This is a genomic window from Candidatus Frankia alpina, from assembly GCF_902806485.1.
In the GTDB taxonomy this organism is placed as follows: domain Bacteria; phylum Actinomycetota; class Actinomycetes; order Frankiales; family Frankiaceae; genus Frankia; species Frankia alpina.
Genome location: NZ_CADCWT010000351.1, coordinates 1 through 3,803, shown reverse-complemented (window position 1 = coordinate 3,803; position 3,803 = coordinate 1). Strand labels below are relative to the sequence as shown.

Sequence of the window (3,803 nt, the reverse complement as noted above, 5' to 3'; positions counted from 1 at the left end):
CGATACGGAGCCCGCCGCCGAGCACGCCGACGCCCACGCGCCGAGAAGCCTGGCCGCCGGCGGCTGAGCCCGGCCCCACCGCGGAGCGGGAGTGACGATCGCGTCGGCGAGGGTAGCGCGGCGGGCCCGGGCCCGCCGCCTGGTTCAGGGGGCGGCTGGATCCATCTGGTCGATCCAGCCGGCGAGGATCGACCCGAACACGGACGGGTCCTCGCCACGGTTCCAGAACGCCGTCGCCGCCTGCACGGCCACCGCCCCGGCCCGCAGGTACTCGGCGACGTCCCGTCCCTCGCCGACGCCGCCGGCCCCGACGACGTCGACGATGTCCGGCAACAGCCGGCGGAGCTGGCGCACCTGGCCGAGCCCGACCGGCTTGAGCGCGGGTCCGCTCATCCCGGCCAGCTCCACGTCGACGACGGGACGATTGCCGGCGTCGATGACGAGGGCGTTGGGGAAGGTGTTCACTGCGGTGACGAACCGCGGGCCGCCGGGCCGGCCGGCGGGTTCGGCGAGCGCCGCGGCGAGCTCGGCGAGCGCCGCCGGGTCGGAGAACGGCGAAATCTTGACGCCGTACGGGACTCGGCGGGCCGGGTCGCCCGCGGCCCGCGCCAGCAGTGCGTCCCCGACCGCGGTGCAGACCGCCGCGGTCTGGTCGGGGTCGAAGCAGGCGATACGCTTCTGGGCGCTGCCGTCCCAGACGTTCGGACAGGCCAGGTTGAGCTCGATGAGATCGACGCCGGTTCCCGCGACGACCTCGGCGATCTCGGCGTACTCCCCGACGTCGAACCCGGCGACGCTGACGATCAGCGGCTTGCCCGCCTCATGCGCCTGATCGACCATCCGGGGCAGGTGCGCGCCGTAGTAGTCCAGGCCACGGTTGGGTAGCCCGAGTGCGTTGATCGAGTAGATCCGCCCGGGCCAGTAGACGTTGCCCGCGTTGCCGGTCCGCGGCTGGCGGGTGATCGAACCGACGACGATCGCCGCGACCGCGGACCGAGCGAAGGCGTCGACATCCTCCACCGACTTGCACGTGCCGGCCGCGTTCATGACCGGGTGTTCCAGGGCGACGCCCGCCAGAGCACTCATGCCCGCCAGCCTAGGGGCCGTCGTCGCGTCACCCGCCGGTCAGGCGGATGCCGGCGACCTCCTGCCGAAGCGGCGGCGCGTCCGGTGCCGGTCGATGGCCTTCTGGTAGACCGCGACGCGCAGGGCCGCGATCCGCTTCGGCTCCAGCTCCTCGGTGCCGACCCGACCGCGGGCACCCACGGCGGCGGCGAGTTCCGGGTCGGTGAGGAAGGGCTCCAGCGCGTCGGCGAGCGCGGGTGCGTCCTCCGGTGGGACGACCGTGCCGCCATCCCACTTCGCCACCCAGGTCGCGACGCCCGTGGTCGCGGTCGCGACGACGGGCCGACCCGAGGCCATCCCCTCCAGGCCGGCGATGGAGAAGCTCTCGAACCGGCTCGGGACGACGACCGCCCGCGCCTCCTCGTACGCCTTGACGAGCTCGGGCCGGGTGAGGTGGCCCGCGAAGCGGCAGGTGACACCGAGCTCGGCGGCGCGACGCGCCAGCCAGGTGCCGGTCGGGATGTCGTCGATGAGGCCGGACGACTGGCCCGCGAAGACCACCGTCGGCTTGACGCCGCGCTCCCCGAGCAGCGCGGCGGCCTCGATCAGCACGTCGAGGCCCTTGCGCCATTCGAGCCGGCCGACGACGAGCAGCGTGGGACCGGTCTGCCGCGGCGGCGGCACGGCGGTGTACGCGAATCGGTCGAACGGGTAGGGGATGACGTCGGCGTCGGTGTTCGTCTTCAGCCAGCCGAAGTCGCGCAGGGTGGTGACGATCAGCGCGGACGGCGCCGTCCGCGCGTCGGCGCGCAGCGCGGAGAACCGATCGATCTGGTCGGCCAGCGCGCCCCGGCCGTGCAGTTCGCCCTCGCGCAGGCGGACGTCCATCATCGTCGGCGTGTGCAGGTGGATCACGAGGGGAACGTCGCGGCGCAGCGCGGTACGCAGACCGCGGGTCTCTCCGTCCTGGGTCTCGATGACGTCGGGGTGCAGCTCGAGACGACGCAGCCAGAAAGCGTAGGACACGGCGAGAACCATTCGCAGGGAGAGCGAATCGCGTGGATGGTTCTTCCCCTGAAACGACCGTCCCAGCGGCCCGAGATATCTACTGACCGGCAACCGGAGCAACGGACGCCGATGCACCTGGACCCCGTCATGATCCTCATCGGCTCGGCGACGCCCCTGGGCGCAGAGGATATGGACCTGATGGCCGAGCGCGACCAGCGCGTGAGCGATGTCGTGCGTGTAGACACCCGCCCCATCCCAAATGATCGGCGGGTACTGCTCGCACAAGAAGACGATCTTCATACCCATCCCCCACGGGGGTAACTCCGGATGGCCCACCCTAGCGCCCACCTATCGACCCTCCGCAGGGGGTTTCACCGATTAGCAAACGCTAAGGATCTTAACCTTCACCTAAGGTAAGAACCGCCAAGTGCGCCCTGACCTGGCCGTTGACGGGCCCCGGCCCCGGCCTGGGCCTGGGCCACGGTGCCGGCGACGTCTCGCCACAGCGGCGGTAGTAGGACAGCGGTGACCAGCGCCGCGATCGCGGCGAGCATGAACGGCAGCCGGGGATCCGCCGCGAACAGCACCCCCGAGACCAGGGCGGCAAACACGGTTGCGCCGGTCTGCGTCGTCGCGAACAGGCCCTGGCCGCGGCCGGTGCCGTCACCGGCGGCGCTCTCCTGAGCCAGCAGGGATTGCGCCGCGGGGTAGGCCACGGCGAGGCCCACCGCCTCCAGACAACTCATCAGGACGATGAGCGGGATCGAGCGTAGAAGCGGGTAGCTGGCGACCGTTACGGACAGGACGAGCATGGTGACGCCGATCAGCCAGCGCCGGTCGAACCGGTCGACGAGCCAGCCGGCCGGCCAGGCGATGACCAGGTACGGCAGCGCGAAGAGGGTGAAGGTGAGGCCGATCAGCATGGTGGACGCGCCGGCGCGCTCCATCAGCAGGCTCCAGCACGTCTCGTAGACGCCGCTGATCAGCCCTTCGCAGCCGGCGATGAGCAGCAGTCCGACGACGCCGCGGCGCAGCAGCAGTCGGGGCGGCCGGGCACGATCCACCACCACCGAGGCGCCGCTCCCCCCGGTGGTGTCGGAAATGGTGAGCGCAGTGAGCGCAGCGGGAGCGGCGAGAGCTGGCCCGGCGTGGGCGCCGGCGGGCAGGAGCCACAGCACCGGCAACGACGCCAGCACGGCGGCCGCGCCGCTGGACAGAAACACCAGGTGCATCCGGTGCTCGCCGGCGATGCCGCCGACCAGCGGGCCGATCGCGAGGCCGAGAAGCTGTCCGGTGTAGATGGCGCTGAACGCGCGCCCCCGAAAACCGGGGGCGACCGTGGCGGCGACCGCGGTCAGCGCGGCGACCTCGAACGCCCCCGCGCCCGCGCCCTGCAGCACGCGCATGGCCGCGTCCATCCCGACCCCCGTCGAGGCGAACAGGCCGACGCATCCGGCGGCGTAGGCGGCGAGCCCGGCGAGCAGCACCCCGCGGTGGCCACGAGTCGCCGCCGTCCGCCCGGCGGCATACTGCGACAGCAACGCGCCGAGGAAGAACGCCGCCATCACGACCCCGACGCCGGCGGCGGAAATGTGCCGGTCCTGCAGGTAGAGCGGCAGCAGCGGAGCGATGGCGAAGGAGCCCAGCCACTGCAGCAGCGTCGCGGCCGTCAGGACAGCGAGCAGCCGAACCGGTTGACATCCTCCTCCGCCTGAAGGCGGGGGATTCCC

The 3,803-nt window shown here is 72.2% G+C and carries 3 protein-coding genes; all 3 read right to left on the bottom strand.

The window, feature by feature from the left end; genetic code table 11:
* Positions 1–144 precede the first annotated feature (144 nt).
* Positions 145–1,086: a beta/alpha barrel domain-containing protein gene (locus G6R25_RS22425; protein ID WP_163554474.1), complete on the bottom strand. Its 942-nt coding sequence runs from the start codon at positions 1,084–1,086 to the stop codon at positions 145–147.
* A gap of 39 nt (positions 1,087–1,125) precedes the next feature.
* The gene (locus tag G6R25_RS22420; protein WP_163554473.1) at positions 1,126–2,373 is read right to left on the bottom strand and encodes a glycosyltransferase family 4 protein; all 1,248 of its coding nucleotides are present in this window, start codon (positions 2,371–2,373) and stop codon (positions 1,126–1,128) included.
* A gap of 104 nt (positions 2,374–2,477) precedes the next feature.
* Positions 2,478–3,758, bottom strand: a complete 1,281-nt coding sequence (locus G6R25_RS22415) for an MFS transporter (RefSeq protein ID WP_235949448.1) — start codon at positions 3,756–3,758, stop codon at positions 2,478–2,480.
* Positions 3,759–3,803 lie beyond the last annotated feature (45 nt).

Coding starts and splice junctions, on each gene's coding strand:
- G6R25_RS22420 (WP_163554473.1), bottom strand. CDS start 2,373: ATGAAGATCGTCTTCTTGTGCGAGCAGTACCCGCCGATCATTTGGGAT.
- G6R25_RS22425 (WP_163554474.1), bottom strand. CDS start 1,086: ATGAGTGCTCTGGCGGGCGTCGCCCTGGAACACCCGGTCATGAACGCG.